The following is a 17,148-nucleotide window of genomic DNA, read 5'->3' on the forward strand; positions in this document are numbered from 1 at the left end:
GCTTCACCATGCAAGGCTCAGAAATGACACAGCGCGCCACAGTGATCTACACCCTCGAAGACCACAAAATCCGACGCATGACGTATATGTGAGATAAGTCTTCTTTGACCCGCCTGTCGCAGGGCGTAAACCCGCCATGGTACTGCGACAGTACTAAACGGAACCTATACCCATATGAAAAAGAACTTCAAAGGGCGATGGATGAAACTGACACTTTGTTCACTGGGGTTACTGCTTGGCAGCGTCCTGCTGCTTCAGGCCTGCAGCACCCCCAACAGCGTGCAGCAACTGATCAGCGATCAAGCCGTGATCATGCAGGTACCGGGAAACTTTAACAGCTGGCGTTACCGCAATCTGTATCGCACCCCTTTGGGTGAGCGTCAGTACCCAGTCACCTGTGAAGGCGACTGCTATCCGCCGCACCCGGCGGTCGCCTGCAAAAGCCATGGCCAGGATTGCCAGTTTACTGGTGAACAAAATGCGCCTGAGCTTGGCAGCGGCTTTCTGGTGCATTGGATAGGCCATGCCAGCTTCTTAGTGAAAACCCCGGATGGCCAGCAACTGCTGTTTGATCCTGTGATGGGCCAGTTTGACCGGCCGGTTAGCTGGGCAGCGCATTTAATCGGCCTGCGCCGCCCGATGCCGGCAGGTTTGCCCCGGGAGCAGTTGGCTGCCAGTGATGCGGTGCTTTACTCGCACCTGCATTACGATCATTTCAGCCACGCCACCATCCGCCAAATCGGTACCGAAGCGCTTTACTATGTGCCACTGGGTATGGCCGATTACATGCCAAAAGGCGGTTATCAGGTGCTGGAAAAGGCCTGGTACAGCAGCAGTGAACTGGGTGAACTGACGGTGCACCTGGTGCCGGCGCATCACTTTAACAGCCGTAAACTCTTTAATGATGATGAACGTGCCAAGTGGGGTGGCTGGGTCATTGAGCATCAAGGGAATACTTTGTTTTTTGCCGGCGATACCGGCTATTCAGAGCATTTTAGCGATATTCAGCAACGTTACGGCGATATTGATATTTGCCTGCTGCCGATTGCCTCTTACCATCACGAGGAGTACAGCGACTGGTACCGCTATGTTCACACCACACCGGAAGATGCACTGGTGGCGGCCGATGAACTCGGTTGCAAGGTGATGATCCCCTGGGGCTACGGCAATGCCAGCTGGCAGATGGGCGATCACAGCTCACACTCACCGCTGCTGCGCTTGCTGCATATGCAGCAGCAGATGCAAAGCCAGGTACCGCTGTATATTTTAAATGAAGGTGAGGAAGTGGTCCTTTAAAAGAAGCCCGGCATAAAAAGCCGGGCTATCGCTAAGCAAACTTACTTATTCAGTACCCGCAGCATCCAGGCGGTTTTTTCATGCACCCGCATCCGATCGGAAGCCAGTGCCGATGTCGACTCATCATCACCGGCCTGGGCATGTTTCAGCACCTCACGGCAGGTCCGTACGATGGTCTCATGGCCCTGTGTCAGCAAATCGACCATGTCTTTTGCCGCCGGCACGCCGTCCACTTCTTTGATGTTGCTTAAACGAACGAACTCTTTGTAAGTGCCCGGCGCTGCCACATCCAGCGTGCGAATACGCTCGGCGATATCATCCACCGCCACAGCCAGCTCGGTGTAATGCTCTTCAAACATCAAATGCAGTTCACGAAACTGCGGGCCTGTGACATTCCAGTGGAAATTATGGGTTTGCAGGTAGAGGGTGTAGGTATCCGCCAGCAAGTGTTTCAGGCTTTCTGCAATGGTCTCACGATTTGCTTTGGTAATACCGATATCCATTTGTGTCATCATTGGCTCCTCAGGTTGTGTGCTTTGCATGCCGCCACGAAGGCGGCACCAACTCTCAGTTAGCCTAGCATTTCAACACGCCTTAGGCTATGACCCAAGTCATAGCTGCGGTTAAAAGGCCATTAAAAACGCCAGCTGACACCCAGATCCCAAGCATACTCAGAATCTGATTTATCTTCCAAGGACAGACTGCCCCGCAATTGAATACTCGGCGTAATAAACCACTGCGAACGAACCCCTAGCCGATTGGTGCTGACCAGATAATGGCTCTCCCGGTCTCGAGTGGCAAAGACTCCAAATGACAATGGCTTCCCAATGTAATAGTCTACACCTAAATCCCAACCATCACGGCGCGGCCCTCTGGCTCTTAGGTAGCCAAAATCAAAACCGATAAAATGACCATTGTGCAGCGCCCAAAGCTTCTCAGTGCTAATGCCTGTGTGCCAGTAGTTGCTGCCACCGGAAAATTTTTCATGCTCGACGTCGACTGTCACCAACCAATTATCCTGCACATAATACCCCAGCTTGCCCTGCGTCCGATTGCCCGACCCGGAAATCATCTGACTGTGCTGCAAGGAGGCATAAAGGTTGTGCTCATTGGATTGGTATATGCCACCCACTTGCCAGGCTTTAAAACGCTCTGAGTAATCCAAACCGAAATACCGCCAGGAAAAGTCGGTCACCATATAATTCGCTGATACGGAGCTGCGACCGGCAAAAGTTGTGTACGCAGCGTAAGGCAAAGGCTGCTGTCGTTCAGCGCCGGGTACAAAATAACGATAACCGAGCGTATGGCTGGTGAATACATCGTAGTTGGTATCAAACCGGTCCAGGCTCAGTTCAGAAGTAAATGGCTCAGCCATCAGCGAGGCACAGCACAGCAGCGACAAGCTGGCAAATGTCGTTTTCATTAATAACCTTAGGATTTTTATAAAAAAATTAGGTTGTAAACTAAATCAGCCAAAGTGAACGGAACATGAATAGAAAAGCGCATTTTATTGTTAATTTGTCACATCAGCAATCCATGCATCCATCATCGATACTAAGCCATCAGTCTGGCTAGTGTATTTCTATGCTCAGTCTGAAGCGGCAGTGCTTTGCAAAAAGTTCTGATCCATCGACTCGGCCGGGCATTCGCAGCTGCTGCCAATGATTTTGGCCGGCACACCCACAGCCGTAGTATGGGCTGGTACAGCATTCAGCACCACAGAGCCGGCACCGATACGGGCGCCTTCACCGATTTCGATGTTGCCAAGAATCTTGGCGCCAGCACCAATCATCACGCCGGAGCGGATTTTCGGGTGGCGATCACCTTGCTGATTACCGGTGCCACCTAAAGTCACGCCCTGCAAAATCGACACATTGTTGCCAATTTCTGCCGTCTCGCCGACCACAATGCCGGTAGCATGGTCAAACATCAGGCCATGGCCTATCTGACAGGCCGGGTGAATATCTACCCCGAATACTTCTGAGCAGCGGCTTTGCAGAAAACGCGCCAGCTCCTTGCGATTTTGTCGCCATAAGCAATGGGCCAACCGGTGGGTTTGAATGGCGTGGAAGCCTTTGAGATGCAGCAATACGTTCAGATAGGTATCGGCTGCCGGATCGCGATCCAGCACCGCTTTGATATCATGGGCGACATGAGTCAGCATTTCATCGCAATTGACAAAGGCCTGATCAAACAGCTCACGAATGGTAAAGGCTGAGACCACCGCATCAGAGAGTTTGTTGGCGACGATAAAGCTAAGGGCCGAACCCAGACAATCGTGGTTCAGCACACTGGAATAGACATGGCTGGCGAGCAGGGGCTCTTTGGTCACCAGCTCGAAGGCTTCCTGTTTTAACTGTTGCCAGATTTCATGCCGCATGCACTTGCCTCACTGTGTTGCATCCGCTGCCAGGCCTGTCTGGCGGCGCTTTAAGAGGTAGATACGATAACGGATCCACGCCAAACTGGCAATGGATCAGGGGTAAAAAAGACATCCAGCCATCTAGCTATTTGTCCAGTTAAAAACCCTATAACATGCAATTGGCATAAAGCGTGGTGGTGGCAGGCCAATCAGAGAACACGCCAATCACACCCACATCCTGAGCCAGCACATGCAGTAACTGCAGGGCGACGCTGTCATCGGTGGTCAGCTCAGCAATGCTCTGATAGTACCAGCCGCCGCCTTCGTCCAGCCGACCAGAGCGCTCCAGCGTCCAGCTGATGATCTCAATCCCGGCTGCACGTGCGGCTTTGGCGTAGGCCGAAGGCCGAATTTGCCCTTCTTGATTGGTCACCAGCACCCAAAGCGGTGGAGCAATGATATTCAGGCCGGCAGCTTTTAGCTCAGCCATCGTCGGCGACCAGCTGCTTGGTTGCATTGGGTCAAAAGCTGGTTCCTCGTAGCGGCCATCCAGCCAGACCGCTTGCCTTGCATAGTCCGGTTCGGCCTGCAGCCAGTACAAAATGTCCTGCCAGTCGAACGACTGCAAAAACACCTGCTCAGGCGCTACGCCAGCGGCTTTGTATTCTTCCACCAACTGCTGGGCATACTGCTGCTGACTATACTGGCCCTGAAACGGCATCGGCACTTCGGGCGCTTTAAGTTCGGGCGTCATTTTACGGCCCAGCTGCTGAAATAAAGCAATGCTTTGCTGATGCGACAGTACGGCTGGGCAAGAGCCTGCGTACAAATCCGTGCGCCAGTCCGGTGTGCCTTGCAGATACTGCTGCACTGTTCTGGCGGCAGGGTTCACTCCATCCATTTTGCCGCACAGGCTTAAAAACTCGGTCAAATCAATATCGCTGGTGCAACAACGGGCACTGGCAGGCTGTCCCGTGAGCGGATCAGCGGGTGTGAAAGGTTCACTGCAACGCGCTGCCAGCTCCGGACGCAACAAAATATCGGTGGTTTGATGCAGATCGCACTGGGCATGGCGGCAGACCAGCTGACGATCGCGGGTAAAGGTAACATCGCATTCTAAAATGCCGGCGCCCATCTGGGCAGCCGCCTTAAAGGAAGCCTCGGTATGCTCCGGAAACATCAGTGGCGCACCACGATGACCTATGGAAAAATCATGCGGTTGAAAAGGTCCCTGACAGTGTTGCAACTGTTGTTTTAACTCCCCTTCAGGCAACTGCGCCACCAGGTAAGCCGGCCGAGGCCCAAGCTCAACACTTGTCAAAGCGCCATGCTCTTGCAGGCCTTCTGCTTGCTGACCTGCCGGCTGCTGACAGGCGGTGAGCAAGCAAAGCATCAGCCCCAGACTCAACCCAAGATCCCATGGTCTGCCCATGATGACTTCCTCTACTTCAGGTTAAATGGCGCAGTCTGACAAAATAGGATGACAGCCAGATGACAGCCAGATGACAGCCAGATGACATAAGTTACATTATAACATTTCATGATAATCTAACGTAAAAATAAAATCCAAGCATTCACAAAACCGTCATTTTATCCGGCCATACTTTCCCGCCGTCGGGATCTGATCCGACCACGAGACAACCAAAACCACAAACATCAGCTGACGGAGAGACCTGTGCAGTATTTTAAAACCAAACGCCTTAGCCTGGCGATTATCGCCGCTTTATCGGCCAACGCTTATGCCGGTGAATTGCAGCAAACAGAGCAAGATAAAGCAATGGAAGTCATTTCGGTATTGGGCAAGCGGGTTAGTTACGCCAACAACAGTACCGATGACAGCATGAAAAACCAACAGGCGCCGATTGGCAATGTGATGGACTTGATTGATCATCTGCCGGGCATCAATGTTGGCCAGGGCGATGCCTTTGGCAGTGATGATTACACCACCACCATCAGCATGCGTGGTTTTGTGATAGATCGCGCCGATCAGCAGCTTGGTATCACCATCGATGGTATCCCGAATGGTGGCTCGGCCTATGCCGGTGGCAGCAAGGCCAACCGCTTTCTTGATATTGAAAATACCCGTTTTGTCGAAGTAGGCCAGGGCAGTGCCGATATTGCTTCTGCGTCACTGGATGCACTGGGTGGCACCATCAACTTTGTTTCCGACAACCCGGAGCTGGAGCGTGGTGCCCGCTTCGCTTACACCACCGGCAGCCACAACGCGCGTCGTTACTATGCGCGCTTTGATACCGGCGAACTCTTTGGCCACACCAGCGCCTATTTCAGTGTCTCCGACAGCTTTAACAACCGCTGGATGCTGACCGGTAGCAACGGCCATGCCGACCGACTGCATGTCGAATTTAAAAGTGTCACCGAGCTTGCCGACTGTCGCTTTACCACTCGCTTGTCCTACAACGACGCCCACGAAGACAATTATCAGCCGGTGTCGCTGGCGCATTTTAAACAAACTCCACGCTGGGATGGCCTGACCAATGTCTGGACCGGCGATCCGGATATCGACCAAAACTTTGCCGAAGCCTGGTCCACCCTGCGGGAAAATACGCTCTTCTATGTCAAAGGCGAATTTTATTTAACCGATGCACTGGAGCTGGATATTACCCCTTACCTGCACCTGCAAAATGGTCGTGGCGACTGGCTGCCGCCTTATCAGGTGTTTGCCGCCGATGCCAATGGCAATCGCATTGCACGCGGCAGTGGTGCCAGCCGCACCACCTATACCCATGTCGACAGTGCTGGTAATCCGATTCTGGATGGCAACAACGACCAACCAGGCGCCAAGCGGGTGTCGTCGTACCGCCATACCCACTACGACAAAACCCGTTATGGCGCCACTGCCAACCTGAGCTGGGAACTCGGTACCCATCGTCTGCGGACTGGCCTTTGGCTGGAGTCGCAGCAGCGTAATCAAACCCGTGACTGGCATGCGGTGATCGATCCACAGGTCTACCACCACTTCGACGAAAACCCTTACTGGGTGCACTTTGATGACGATTACCGTCATCAGGTTGCCAAGTTTTACCTGCAGGATCACATGACCTTTGGCGATTTACAGCTAACAGTGGGCTTGCAAAAATACCTGGTGGATATCAGCCGCACCGACAACCTGAACGGCTTAGGCAAAGACAGCATCAGCAGCAACTCATCCTGGCTACCAAGTGCTGGTTTGGTGTATGGCCTGACGGATCGACTGGAAGTATTCGCCGGTTACTCGGAAAACTTCAAAGCCATTGCCGACAGTATTCTGGAAAGTCAAAAAGCCGAGGCTCTTGGCAACTTGCGCCCGGAAACCGCCACCAATATGGATTTAGGGGTGCGCTATTTTGGTGATCGCATCAGTTTGTCTACCGCGCTGTACAATGTGCGCTTTAACGATCGGGTGGTATTACTGCGCTACGCAACGGCAGCAGATGGCACACCGAACTACCTGGCAGCCGGGGATGGCAATTTTGACAACGTCGGTGGTGTCCGTGCCCGCGGCCTGGAAAGCAGCCTGAGCTGGCGCTTAAGCCAGAACCTGAGCTTGACCAGTTCGCTGACATTAAACACAGCCGAGTACTCGGAAGATGTGCTGACCAGTAAAGTCAATCCAGCCGGTGAGCCGGTGCTGGTGCAGGATTATCGCCAAGGCGACAAGATTGCCGGTATTCCAGAGCAGATGCTGTCTGTGGCGCTCAACTATCACGATGGCAACTACCGGGCAGGCTTTAGCGGCAAGTACACCGGCAGCTACTATGGCGCCGCTAAGCACAGCTTTACAGCTACTGGCAATGAGGTATGGAACCGCGACCGCATTTCCGGCCACACCATTTACAATGCTTACCTGGGTTATGAAAAGTCGCTTGGCAACAACGGCTTGTTTAACAGTGTTGATCTGGCTTTTGTGCTGAACAACCTGACCGACAAAAGCTACATCACCGGAGGCAGTGAAGGCGCCTACCTGATTGGCGCTGGCCGAACCGCCAGCTTTACCGTTAGTTTAAGCTTCTGACAAAAAGCCCCTGCGCTTTGGCGCAGGGGCTTTTTTAACGAGTCAGTACCTGCTCCAGTGCTTTCAGACAAAGCGCAATATTCTCCCGCCGGGCACCATAACCCATCAGACCGATGCGCCAGGCTTTGCCGGCTAAATCGCCGAGGCCTGCGCCAATTTCCAGATTGTAATCCTGCAATAAGCGGCTACGCACCTCGGCGTCATTGACACCGGCCGGGATCCAGATTGAGTTCAGCTGTGGCAAGCGATGGGCCTCATCCACCACAAAGCTTAGCCCCAAAGCTTCCAGGCCAGCTTTGAGCTCCTGATGCATAACGGCATGGCGCTGCCAGGCCTGCTCCAGCCCTTCTTTGGCGAGCAGACGCAGGCTTTCATGCAAGGCATAGAGGGCATTGACCGGGGCGGTGTGATGGTAGCTGCGCTTGCCCTCCCCGCTCCAGTAGCCCATCACCAGGCTTTGATCCAAAAACCAGCTTTGCACCGGCCGCGAGCGATTTTGCATTCGCGCTACTGCCCGTGGGGAAAAAGACACCGGCGATAAACCCGGCACACAGGATAAACACTTCTGGCTGCCGGAATAAATGGCATCGATGCCCCAGGCATCTACCAAAAGCTCTACCCCACCTAAGGAAGTGACCGCATCGACAATGGACAAACAATCATACCGCTGCGCCAAAGCACACAGAGCCTGTGCATCCGACAGCGCACCGGTTGAGGTTTCGGCATGGACAAAGGCCAGAAAATGCACTTCCGGATGCGCTTTAAGCGCAGCTTCAACCTGCGCCGGGTTGACCGGCTCACCCCAGGGAAAGTCCAGCACTATGGCAGTAGCGCCGCAGCGCTCAACATTCTGCCGCATCCGCTCACCAAAGACACCATTGCGGCACACCAGTACGGTATCGCCAGGCTCCAGCAGATTGACGAAACAGGTTTCCATCCCGGCCGAGCCCGGGGCAGATACCGCCAGTGTCATCAGGTTTTCGGTTTGAAAAGCATACTGCAACAAGCTGCGCAGCTCATCCATCATGCCGATAAACAAAGGGTCCAGATGGCCCAGTGTCGGTTTGGCCTGAGCAGCCAGTACTTCAGGATAGACATCGGATGGCCCCGGCCCCATCAGAATGCGGCGCGGCGGATAAAAAGGCGGGTACTCAGGGGCTGGGATCATCGGGTTCTCCTTGACGCAAGCAGAAAACCCTTACCCTAGCAAAAACAGCCCCATTTCGCTGCTGATTGCGATCAATACCGGGCATTCATTGCTAAAATACTAAAACCGGATCCGAAAGCGCCCTTCTGCATTGGGTGCGCCGACAAACTGCATGGCCTGGTGGACTTCTTCAGGCATCGAGGCATCGGGTTTTAAGGTCCCATCGACCGAGAAACGCCCTGCCGCCTGCAAACGAGCGGTGACATCCAGCCCTAATGGGTTCTGGCCATCGGTGATCAGCACCAGCTCACCTTCGTCGCAGGCCAGGCTGGCAAAAATATGCTGCAAATCAATCCAACCCGTCGGAGGTTGCAACCGCGCTTGTTGCCAGCTGGCCTGGCCTTGTAGCGTTTTGCACCAGGGAGCACCTTGCTGGTAAACATCAATATCCAGCATCAGGGTACCATCGGCGCCAACCGGCAACGGCAGACGCAACAAAGGGGCGATATCCCGCACAGGATAGCGCACCAAAGTGTCTTGTAACTGCAAGCCGCTGAAACCATAACGCAACTGGCCGTTTACGTAGGCCTGCTCCATCTCCGACAGCTCACCGGCTTGCAATTGCACCGCCAGCGTGCCGGTCAGTAAGCGCCAGGGACTTAACTGCCACTGCAGCTGTCGCAGCTCCAGACTTTGATACGACAGCGCCTGAATACGGCCCTGCCATAGGGTGCCGTGCACCTGACCAAGCCGCACATCAGCTGGCAACGGCGCCAGTTTCAGCCACCAACTGGCCGGGGTTAATACCAGTAAACAGAACAGATAGCTAACGCCCCCCAGGACCACAAGTTTTTTTATCGACATACGCTTATTCAACCAAAATCCGACGCACCTGTACAATGCCAGGCTGATTGGCCGCACTGACATCCAGACTCACCAGTTGCAGGCCATGCTGGTAATGCAGTGCATGCAACCAGCTGACCAGTTGCTCGAAACGAACATCATCCAGCACCAGCTGCATTTGCTGATTTTGTGGCTGCATTCGGCTCACGCGGATACCATGCTGGCGGGCACTGGTGGTGAGTACCTGCGACAAGCTGCCGGAGCTGCGCTCAACCGAGCTACCGGCCTGTTGCAACTGTGGCAAAACTGAGTTCAACCAGTCCAATTGCTGCTCGGCTTGCTGCAACGCCTGTTGATTGCGCGCCTTGCTTTGATGCACCGGCTGCCAGATCAGGTAATAAAAGACAAATACCAGCAAAGCGATGGCACAGATCAGTACTAAATGCTGCTCGCGTTGTTGCAGTCCCCCCCACCACTGCTGGAATTGCTGCTCCAGTTGCTGTTTCATGCTGCTGTCCTCATGCTGCCTTTCTCATACTGACGGTACCTTGCACCTTGCTGCCATCGTTGCTCAGGGCCCCCTGATCCACCTGATAACCGGCTTGTTCCAGCTGATTTTTCAGCCGTTCAAAACTTTGAAAGCCATCGGCCTTGGCCTGAAAGCGCAGCTCGGTGCGCCTGGCATCAAAGCGCAAATTCTCCAGTTGCATATCCGTCACGCTGGCCAGGTTGTTTTGTAAATCGAGCAACAGGGCTAAAAAATGTTGCTCTTGCTGTGACAAACCGGCTTGCTGCAGTTTGCGCTGCACCAGTGCCCGTAAATTCACCACCGACTCACCGGGAAAAGCCGCTTGATAGGTCTGCACCGCTTGCTGCTGTAAGGCTCTGGCCTGCTGGCCATAGCGCCAGCCTTCTACCGCAGTTAAGGTTAGATAGAGCGTCAGGCATACTCCCGCCAATACCGCCGCTGGCTGCCAAAGCTGCCAGCTTTTATTCACAGCGCGCTTCGGGGCGTATTCCCCCTGCAACAGGTTCAAAGCAGGTTGCTGAGCCTGGCGCGCCAGCAGCGCCAGCGGTAACTCGGGCTCCGCCAGCTGGTGCGGCTGAGCAATGAAGCCTGGCCAGGGGCTGTAGCTGGTGATCTCAGGCAAAGCGGCCAACTTCAGATAATCCGGCCACCAGTCCTGTTCGATGCTGGTTGCCTGCCAATCGCCCTGGCGCAACAACCAGCTGCCATTCAGTTCAATCGCTGCGGGCAACGACTCGGTTGGCAGCAACAACGCGTCCGGTACCAACTGACGGGGCTGAAAGCCAGCCTCGGTTAACCAGCTCAGCCATTGCTCGAGCTGTGCTTTTTTGCACAGCGCCACTTGCTGCAGATACTTCTCTTCGTCTTTGCGCACGGCTCCCAGTGCTAACCACAGCTGTTCTATGTCTTCTGTAACATCGTCTTCCAGCATATAGGGCAAAGCCTGCAGAATTTGCCGGCTGGGTTTGGCTGGTAGCGCCACCTCTTTTAACACCACATCGGCTGCGGGCACCAACACCAGCACAGGCCGCTGCCCTAACCGTTCGGCCAGTTGCTCCAGAGCAGACGCCGACGGCAAATCGCCGGAAGCAATGATCTCCTGCGCGGTATTCGACCAGACCAGCCAGCTAATGGGTTGCTCGGCCCGGCTGCCCAGGCGGATCAGCAATTGTTCACTCACCCAGCACCTCCAAAACGTCTGGCCAGCACAGTGACCCGCTCACCATCTTGTACTCTGAGGATGGATTGCATTTGCATGCCTGTCTCCTGGTAGCCAATACGGGCTGTTAATTGATAATAATCCGACGTTACCGTCACTAACTCTTTCACACTGTCCTCGACCTGGATCCCCGCCAACGGGCCTGTTCCCCAAAACTCTTCAGTGCTGCTAAAGCCATTGTCTGGCCGGCTGGCGATTACCTCGAGCGCAGCTGACTGATCCAGCTCCGCCACTATGGCGCTTAATAAAACGGCCGTTTCTTCGGTCAGCGTATTGGCATTGATGCGCAGCTGCTGGTCATCCGGGATCACACAAACATAGGGTTCCAGCAATTTATAATCATCCGGCGTCACATCCAAAATGGCTCTAAGTTCGGTCACCGTGCCCATCAGGGTATTGCCGGTATAGTACGGAAAAGGCAAGGCCGCATAGTCATCATCTTCGGCGCTGCCTGCTGTACGCAACAAACTATCTTCATCCAACCAGTCGGCTATTCGGGCCATCAGGTACTCGGCTGGCATCGATAAATCCAGTGCGACCAGCTCCAGCAAGCGCTGAAAGCTTTGCTGCTCCACCGTGGCTTCAGGCTGTGCCTGGCCTGCCGGTGCCGGCGGCTGATAGAGCGCGTTTAGATTAAAGCAACCGCGCAGATCGGTAATAACCCCACTGATGGTACCATCCGGTACTGGAAATTGCGCCCCTAGCTGTGCCCAGTCCTGTCCTAAATGGCTAGTCTCCTGGCCTTGCAATGAGCGGCGCAGGATCTGACGGGCAAAGGCTTCCGCCCCCATCGCATACCAGAATGCTTGCTGCTGTTGCTGCAGGTTCTGCTGGCGCTGCAAAGTCAGTTGCAAGCGACCACTCATCGACACGGCTATCACCACCACGATGGCGACAATCATCAGCACCATCACCAGGGCAACACCTCGCTGTCGCTGTAGCGCCATCATCGGTTGCTCTCCGCTGGCTGGACATTGCCATCGGGCAACAGGATCACCCGCTCAATTTCACCCAGTTCCGAATGCTCAATCCGCACCCGTACAGCCGCCGGCCATAAGGCATCGGCCCAGCGTTCTTCCCAACGCTCCCCAACCAGGTAGCGGATCTCCAACTCAGTAATACCCTCCAGCAACACCTGCACTCTGGGCTCGGTACCGGTGACTGCATCCGGATACAAGGTGTACAAGCGCTGCAATTGCTCTTCCTGCAGCCGGTAACCAAGCGCCTGCAATTCACTGCGCGGTAAAATCATACCTGGATTGCGCCATCCATGCTGGGTAAAGGCAATGGCATCGGCCTCGCTTTCCAGCAAAAAGCGGCCTCCTAACAAACGCTCCTTACGCGGCGCTTCACCCTGCACCCGGATATGCCGGCTGCTGATTTGCATCAGATCACGCTCCAGCAGCATCAACGCAAACTGCACCTGCTGCAACCGCTCGGCGGCTTGTTGCGACAAGCGATCGCCGGTGGTAACGCTGCTAAGTACAGCGACTGAAGCCAGCCCTACCATGGCAAAAATAGCGACCGCCAGCAACATTTCAATAAAGGTAAAGCCACCAACTGGGAAGCGAGCCTGCTTACAGTCCGGTTTACTAACCGCCATGAGGCCGCCCGACAAAGGTTGTTAAGCGGTACAACACATCCTCTGGCTGGTCGGCCAGTGCAACAGTTACTTCGACCTGACGTAAATCATCGTCCTCGACCCGGCTCACCCGCTGCTGCCATTGCCACAGGCGATTAGCCATCTCTACCTCACCACGGCTTTGCTCCGCAGGTGGCCAATCAGTTTCCAGTTGCAGCAGCACCAGTTGATTGGCGGCAACATAACTGGCAAAGGTTAAATCCTCCAGCATGGATACAGCCCGGATATGTTCGGTAACGGTGCGCATCACTGCCAGGCCGGCAGTGGCAAAAATGGCCAGCGCAAACAAGACTTCAATCAGGGTAAAGCCACGACGTATCATGGTGGAGTGCTCTCAACCAAGCTGCGCTTAAGCGGAATGCTGAATTCGCCCCGCAGCTGCACGTACCAAAACGGCCGCTGGCTTTCATCCTGCAGCAACAACTCGAAAGGGGTGATTTCACCGGATGACAGAATAAAGATATGTGGCAGCACTACCTCTTCTTCGTCATCGGTTTCAAGATGCTCCAGCCGCTCGTTCTGCCAGTTGAGTGCTCCGAGCATACTGTCTTCCTGCCACGGCAGCCCTTCCAACTCAAGCTTTAAGCGCTGATGGCTGGCAACATCATGCCATCCCATACTGGCCGGCGACTCGGCGGGCTGCCAGCTATCTTCATCCGGTCGATAGACCAGAAACTGATAGCCATTGGGCTTGATCTGCACGCCCCATTCCTGCTGGCGCATCAGGGCGGTCTCAGCGGCATAGTGAAACAGCTGCTGAAAGCGCCGGGCTTCCTGCTCCAGTTTGTCGTCCCGGCTATCCCAGGAAAAATTGACCACCACGGCACTGACCAAAAGCCCCAGCAACAAAATCACCAGGATGATTTCCAGTAAAGTAAACCCCTGGCTATGTTGCTGTGGCTGTTTCATCAGATGCCTGCGGTTTACTTATCGATATCCCAGTTGCCGATATCATCATCAGTCCCTGGAATACCATCTGGTCCCATGCTAAAGATATCAATGCGGCCAAACTGGCCTGGGCTTGCCAACTGATACTCCTGGCCCCAGGGGTCCCGTGGCAAACGTCGAATAAAACCACCTTCCGGGAAAGAACGAGGCACCGGCTCTGTAGTGGCAGGCTCAACCAAAGCACGTAAGCCTTGCTCGCTGCTTGGATAAAAACCATTGCGCAGCCGGTACATATCCAATGCATTTTCCAGCTGCTGAATATCGACGATGGCTTTTTGCCGATCGGCCTCTTCCTTATTGCCCATCACATTGGGCACCACCAAACTGGCGATGATGCCTAAAATCACGATCACCACCATCAGTTCCAGTAAGCTAAAACCCCGTTGTTTGTTCATGTTACCCACCTACCATATGATTAAGTTCTAAAATTGGCAGCAAAATTGCCAATACAATTAAAAACACCAGCACCGCAAGCGTGATCACCACCACAGGTTTAAAAATTTCCAGCGTCACCGTCATGGTCATTTCAAATTCCCGATCCAGCGTATCCGCCGTGCGGATCAACATGGTATCGAGCTGACCACTTTTTTCGCCACTGGCGATCATGTGCAGCATCATCGGCGGAAACAGCTTGGTTTGCTCCAGCGCATTGCGCAAGGAACTGCCTTCCCGCACCCGCAAGGTCGCATCCGCCACCGCCTGCTTCATAAAGCTGTTGCCGAGCACATCGCCACTGATCCGCATCGCTTCCAGCAAAGGCACTGAACTGGCATTCAAAATGCTCAGCGTACGGGCGAAACGAGCCGTATTGATGCTGCGGATCACCTTGCCAAACAGCGCACTACGCAGGATCAACTGATCGTAGCGATAACGCATGTCTGGCCGGCGCAATAACCGTTCGACCATCACGGCAAGCAGTAATATCCCGAGCAACAACCAAATTCCGTAATCCCGCACCCAGTCGCTGGCTGAAATCATAATACGGGTCAGCAATGGCAGCTGCTGGCCCATGTGCTCGAATTGCTCGGTAATTTGCGGCACCACCGCCACCAGCAAGATAGCGATCACTGCCAACGCTACCAGCACCATCACCACCGGGTAAATCGATGCCATCAGGATCTGATTGCGCATGTGCTGACGCTGCTCGGTGTAATCGGCCAGCCGGTTTAGTACCTGATCCAAATGACCGGATTTTTCACCCGCTGCCACCATGGAGCGGTACAGATGATCAAACACATGAGGAAACTCGGCCAGTCCCTCAGCCAGGCTGTAGCCTTCCACTACCTTGGAACGTACCCCCATCAGCATGTTTTTCAGGCGCGGCTTTTCACATTGCTCAGCTACCGCCAATAAGGCATTTTCGATGGGCAATGCCGCTGCTACCAGCGTTGCCAGCTGCCGGGTAATCAGCGCCAAATCGGCGGTTGGAATGGAGCGTTTAAACCAGCTCTTGCTGCTGGCCGACGATTTTTCCTGCTTCGAAGCCAGTTCCACCGCCAGCGGGGTTAACTTGCGCTCCCGCAGTAACTGCCGGGCCTGGCGGGCGTTATCGGCTTCCAGCACCCCTTTGCTTTTTTTGCCGCGGTTATCCAGCGCCTGATAGGTAAAAGCCGCCACTACAGATCCTCACGGGTCACACGCAGCACTTCCTCCAGCGTGGTTTGACCGGCCAGTACCTTGTCAAAACCATCGCGGCGAATGCTGGGGCAATTGGGCCGGATATACTTCTCAATGCTCTGTTCGCCTTCACGGTTGTGGATCATTTCCCGGCTGTGATCATCAATTACCAGCAGTTCATGAATGCCGGTCCGGCCACGGTAGCCGGTAAAGTTGCAGTGTTCACAACCTTTGGCCCGGTAGATAATGGCCTCGTCTTTTTTCTCCACCCCAAGCAGCTTGCGCTCTTCTTTATCCGGACTATGCGCCTCTTTGCAGTGCGGGCACAAAGTACGCACCAACCGCTGCGCCAGGACGCCTAACAAACTGGATGATAACAAGAAGGGCTCTATGCCCATATCTTCCAGCCGGGTGATGGCACCTGCGGCGGTATTGGTGTGCAAGGTCGACATCACCAAATGGCCGGTTAAGCTGGCCTGTACCGCAATTTGCGCCGTTTCCAGATCGCGGATTTCACCCACCATCACCACATCCGGGTCTTGCCGCAAGATTGCTCGCAGGCCGCGGGCAAAAGTCATATTGACCTTGGTATTGACCTGGGTCTGGCCTATGCCTTCCAGCTCGTATTCAATCGGGTCTTCCACCGTCAGGATATTGCGATCCTTGGTGTTGATTTCCGTCAGACCGGCATAAAGAGTCGTACTCTTACCTGAACCTGTAGGGCCAGTAACCAACAAAATGCCGTGTGGCTTTAAAATTAATTTGGAAAACTGCTTTTGTATGGCCGGTGTCATGCCCAAATCGGCCAGATTCAGATGGGAGGTGTTTTTATCCAGCAAACGCAGCACCACCCGCTCACCATGGCTGGATGGCATGGTAGACACCCGCACATCAACAGCCCGGCCAGCAATTTTCAGGCTGATACGGCCATCCTGCGGCACCCGTTTTTCGGCAATATCCAGCTTGGCCATCACTTTTATACGCGACACCAACAGGCTGGACAGCTTGCGGTTTGGCCGCAGCACTTCACGTAAAATCCCATCGACCCGGAACCGCACCACCAGGGCTTTCTCAAAGGTTTCAACATGGATATCGGACGCGCCTAGCTTAATAGCTTCACCCAGCATGGCATTGATCAGCTTGATAATGGGCGCATCGTCTTCGTTATCCAGCAGATCTTCGCTTTCCGGAATATCTTCTGCCAGCGAGGCCAGATTTACCTCGTTGCCGATGTCCTGCATAATTTGCTGCGCTTCGGAAGAATCACGCTGGTAGCTGGCTTCGAGCAGGCTTTCAAATTCAATGGCACCCAGTTTCTGGATGCGAAATGGTTCGCTGAGCATGCGTCGGACTTCAAGCACCGCCTCGGGCTTGGTGGCTGGCTGTACCGACAGCACAAAACCTTCCGGCAACTGCTGCAACAACACCGAGTGACGTTTGGCAAAGGCAAAAGGCAGACGGATTCGGGTGCTGACCGGCTGCACTTCCACCAGCCGATCCTCATCCATCAGCGCATCCACATCCGCAGACAAC

17 protein-coding genes are annotated in these 17,148 nt (G+C 54.4%); 2 read left to right on the top strand and 15 right to left on the bottom strand.

Going from position 1 to position 17,148, the window contains the following annotated elements:
• The first annotated feature begins 201 nt into the window (after nt 1–201).
• A complete protein-coding gene (locus JJU14_RS11615; RefSeq protein ID WP_228613733.1) occupies nt 202–1,296 on the top strand; it encodes an MBL fold metallo-hydrolase in 1,095 nt (364 codons plus the stop codon).
• A gap of 41 nt (nt 1,297–1,337) precedes the next feature.
• Here JJU14_RS11615 and JJU14_RS11620 read toward each other — a convergent pair whose 3' ends face one another.
• The 4 genes from JJU14_RS11620 to JJU14_RS11635 all read right to left on the bottom strand — a co-directional run bounded on the left by JJU14_RS11620 (nt 1,338) and on the right by JJU14_RS11635 (nt 5,090).
• Entirely contained in the window at nt 1,338–1,808 is a 471-nt protein-coding gene (locus JJU14_RS11620) for a Dps family protein (protein WP_228613735.1), read from the bottom strand.
• A 122-nt stretch (nt 1,809–1,930) separates the two neighbouring features.
• The gene (locus tag JJU14_RS11625) at nt 1,931–2,719 is read right to left on the bottom strand and encodes a putative porin (protein ID WP_228613737.1); all 789 of its coding nucleotides are present in this window, start codon (nt 2,717–2,719) and stop codon (nt 1,931–1,933) included.
• 165 nt (nt 2,720–2,884) lie between these two features.
• The gene (cysE, locus tag JJU14_RS11630) at nt 2,885–3,676 is read right to left on the bottom strand and encodes a serine O-acetyltransferase (protein WP_228613739.1); all 792 of its coding nucleotides are present in this window, start codon (nt 3,674–3,676) and stop codon (nt 2,885–2,887) included.
• A gap of 148 nt (nt 3,677–3,824) precedes the next feature.
• Nucleotides 3,825–5,090 carry a glycerophosphodiester phosphodiesterase family protein gene (locus JJU14_RS11635; protein WP_228613741.1) on the bottom strand — a complete coding sequence of 422 codons (1,266 nt, stop codon included), beginning with the start codon at nt 5,088–5,090 and terminating at the stop codon, nt 3,825–3,827.
• Between the two features lie 243 nt (nt 5,091–5,333).
• Here JJU14_RS11635 and JJU14_RS11640 point away from each other — a divergent pair, with 243 nt between their 5' ends.
• A complete protein-coding gene (locus tag JJU14_RS11640; protein WP_228613743.1) occupies nt 5,334–7,670 on the top strand; it encodes a TonB-dependent receptor in 2,337 nt (778 codons plus the stop codon).
• A 34-nt stretch (nt 7,671–7,704) separates the two neighbouring features.
• On the opposite strand, the gene JJU14_RS11645 is transcribed toward JJU14_RS11640, so the two are convergent.
• From JJU14_RS11645 to gspE, 11 genes are all read right to left on the bottom strand, one after another.
• Nucleotides 7,705–8,838: an alanine--glyoxylate aminotransferase family protein gene (locus tag JJU14_RS11645; RefSeq protein WP_228613745.1), complete on the bottom strand. Its 1,134-nt coding sequence runs from the start codon at nt 8,836–8,838 to the stop codon at nt 7,705–7,707.
• 99 nt (nt 8,839–8,937) lie between these two features.
• A complete protein-coding gene (locus JJU14_RS11650; protein ID WP_228613747.1) occupies nt 8,938–9,681 on the bottom strand; it encodes a type II secretion system protein N in 744 nt (247 codons plus the stop codon).
• A gap of 4 nt (nt 9,682–9,685) precedes the next feature.
• On the bottom strand, nt 9,686–10,168 hold the full coding sequence (locus tag JJU14_RS11655; protein ID WP_228613749.1) for a type II secretion system protein GspM: 483 nt from the start codon (nt 10,166–10,168) through the stop codon (nt 9,686–9,688).
• Nucleotides 10,169–10,178: 10 nt separating this feature from the next.
• Nucleotides 10,179–11,369: a type II secretion system protein GspL gene (gspL, locus tag JJU14_RS11660; protein WP_228613751.1), complete on the bottom strand. Its 1,191-nt coding sequence runs from the start codon at nt 11,367–11,369 to the stop codon at nt 10,179–10,181.
• Nucleotides 11,366–12,358, bottom strand: a complete 993-nt coding sequence (gene gspK / locus JJU14_RS11665; protein WP_228613753.1) for a type II secretion system minor pseudopilin GspK — start codon at nt 12,356–12,358, stop codon at nt 11,366–11,368. The genes gspL and gspK overlap by 4 nt, the downstream gene beginning before the upstream one ends.
• Entirely contained in the window at nt 12,355–13,011 is a 657-nt protein-coding gene (gspJ, locus tag JJU14_RS11670) for a type II secretion system minor pseudopilin GspJ (RefSeq protein WP_228613755.1), read from the bottom strand. Before gspJ ends, gspK begins: the two co-directional genes overlap by 4 nt.
• Nucleotides 13,001–13,372 (bottom strand): type II secretion system minor pseudopilin GspI, encoded by a 372-nt coding sequence (gene gspI / locus JJU14_RS11675; RefSeq protein ID WP_228613757.1) that lies wholly within the window; start codon nt 13,370–13,372, stop codon nt 13,001–13,003. Before gspI ends, gspJ begins: the two co-directional genes overlap by 11 nt.
• A complete protein-coding gene (gene gspH, locus JJU14_RS11680; protein WP_228613759.1) occupies nt 13,369–13,959 on the bottom strand; it encodes a type II secretion system minor pseudopilin GspH in 591 nt (196 codons plus the stop codon). The genes gspI and gspH overlap by 4 nt, the downstream gene beginning before the upstream one ends.
• A 14-nt stretch (nt 13,960–13,973) precedes the next feature.
• A complete protein-coding gene (gspG, locus tag JJU14_RS11685) occupies nt 13,974–14,393 on the bottom strand; it encodes a type II secretion system major pseudopilin GspG (RefSeq protein ID WP_228613761.1) in 420 nt (139 codons plus the stop codon).
• A gap of 1 nt (nt 14,394) precedes the next feature.
• Nucleotides 14,395–15,615, bottom strand: a complete 1,221-nt coding sequence (gene gspF / locus JJU14_RS11690) for a type II secretion system inner membrane protein GspF (protein WP_228613763.1) — start codon at nt 15,613–15,615, stop codon at nt 14,395–14,397.
• Nucleotides 15,615–17,123: a type II secretion system ATPase GspE gene (gspE, locus tag JJU14_RS11695; protein ID WP_228613782.1), complete on the bottom strand. Its 1,509-nt coding sequence runs from the start codon at nt 17,121–17,123 to the stop codon at nt 15,615–15,617. Before gspE ends, gspF begins: the two co-directional genes overlap by 1 nt.
• Between the last annotated feature and the right edge of the window lie 25 nt (nt 17,124–17,148).

Source organism: Alkalimonas sp., assembly GCF_020831925.1.
Lineage (GTDB): Bacteria > Pseudomonadota > Gammaproteobacteria > Enterobacterales > Alteromonadaceae > Alkalimonas.